Origin of the sequence: Nostoc sp. CHAB 5715, from assembly GCF_020829685.1 — a bacterium.
Classification (GTDB): Bacteria; Cyanobacteriota; Cyanobacteriia; order Cyanobacteriales; family Nostocaceae; genus Nostoc.
The window spans coordinates 1-2,017 of record NZ_JAIVFR010001198.1; the positions used below are offsets into that span (position 1 = coordinate 1).

Below are 2,017 nucleotides of genomic sequence, written 5' to 3' on the forward strand. Positions count from 1 at the left end.
TTCACAGGCTTTTAGCTAAAGTCCGTTAAAACGGACTATAACCTTTTCTCAGTCGTCTTTAGACGACTTTCGCTATTAGACTCAGAATTCATTCTGAGGCGGACTAGATGAGAATGAAATAGCCCTGTCAACAGGGTTAGCTGTAGAGACAGAGAGATTTGGCGGCGTATTAGCGAGTTGCAAGATGCGATCGCACTTTTGGAAAAAAACTTTTAGATTTACTGAATGTATCGCCTTACAATAGCATTGCATCCCTCTGCATTTAAAAGGCTACGACTCTTACGCGGTAGAAGTCATTGCAACAGTGCTAGTATGTCAAATATTGGCATTTTGTAGCTTCTAAGTTGTGGTTATAAAAGACAACAACTCTACTACATCAGCCCATCGCTTTTTATATTCTTGTTTTGGCGAAGGTACTGAATTATTAACCCATTTGCACCACTTGTAGGACAACAGCAAGCTATAGAATTACTCACTCAAGCTGTCAGACAAAATCGGGTTGCTCCAGCGTATCTATTTGTGGGGCCAGATGGTGTAGGAAGGAGTTTAGCAGCTAAGTGTTTTGTGGAATTGCTATTTTCTAATCAGATGGGAGTCACTGCGGCTTTACAAAACCGTTTACGTCAGGGGAACCATCCAGCTTTGTTGTGGGTGCAACCGACGTACCAATACCAGGGACAACGATTAACAGCAGCAGAAGCGGCTGAGAAAGGACTTAAGCAAAAAGCACCACCTGTAATTCGCCTAGAGCAAATTCGGGAAATTACCGAGTTTCTCAGTCGTCCACCCTTGGAAGCGCCGAGGAATGTAGTGGTGCTGGAAGAAGCCCAAACAATGTCAGAAGCAGCAGCAAATGCTTTACTTAAAACTTTAGAAGAACCGGGACAGGCGACGTTAATTTTAATTGCACCTACACCTGAGTCTGTTTTGCCAACTTTAGTGTCACGCTGTCAACGCATTCCTTTTTATCGCTTAGATGCACAGTCTTTGGCTGTTGTACTCACACAAACTGGTCATCAGGAAATTTTGCTAAATCAGGCAGTTTTGAGCATAGCAGCTGGCAGTGCCGGAAGTGCGATCGCATCTTACGAGCAATTACAAGCTATTCCCTCTGAGTTACTTGAAGACTTACAAAAAGCTCCTGCTTCTTACCGCAAAGCCTTGGAGTTAGCCAAGAAAATTGATAAAAATTTAGATACAGAAGCCCAACTGTGGTTAGTTGATTATCTTCAGCAATTCTACTGGCAGCAGTGGCATCAACCCAACATCATCAACCAGCTAGAACAATCTCGTAAATACTTACTTTCTTACGCTCAACCACGACTAGTTTGGGAATGTCTGCTTTTATCTATATGTCAAAAATAAAATTCCATTTACTAACTCTTGCACAAAAACCTCAAACCTTTAAGTAATATTATTTAATATTACTTAAGTGTCCACAACTAATTAGTACTAGTGTATTATTAAGAGGTAAGCTATGCAAAGCGTCTCTTAAAGAATGCAGCGAGTTAAGAGACATTGCCTCAAGATATTGGAACTTGCTTAATTGTCAAACTTCATAGCAAACAAAAGTCTTGGGGAGGATGACTAATAAAGGCTGTTCAATTATTATTTTTGAAGATTGTACCCCTGACTTATGATCAACTTACCGCAGACAATTCCAGTTCTTCTTTTAGGGACTAGCTTGGCTGTGCTTTCGCCTCAAGTTTGTCCTGCTTTCACTGTTCAAGAAATAGCTAGTCTTGCCAAAGCATCAAGTGATTTACCAGTGGTCAAATCAGCAGGACTGTCCCCCGATATGGATGTGCCTTGGTCGAAAGCCGTAAGAATCGTTGACCCTTTTGAAGGAGAGTTTCTTGGGGTTTTTGATCGCAACTCTTTGGGTGGTAATTTATACCGTGATGGCTCAAAGCTATTTCTTGAACAGTGAAAGCAGGACAAACTTGAGGCGAAAGCACAGCCAAGCTAGTCCCTAAAAGAAGAACTGGAATTGTCTGCGGTAAGTTGATCATAAGTC

At 41.5% G+C, this 2,017-nt stretch carries 2 protein-coding genes; both read left to right on the plus strand.

What is annotated here, in order from left to right:
- Positions 1-420 precede the first annotated feature (420 nt).
- Entirely contained in the window at positions 421-1,365 is a 945-nt protein-coding gene (locus LC574_RS37645) for a DNA polymerase III subunit delta' (RefSeq protein WP_229458704.1), read from the plus strand.
- Between the two features lie 271 nt (positions 1,366-1,636).
- Complete coding sequence (locus LC574_RS37650; protein ID WP_229458703.1) at positions 1,637-1,930, plus strand: hypothetical protein; 294 nt, start codon at positions 1,637-1,639, stop codon at positions 1,928-1,930.
- Positions 1,931-2,017: the final 87 nt, after the last annotated feature.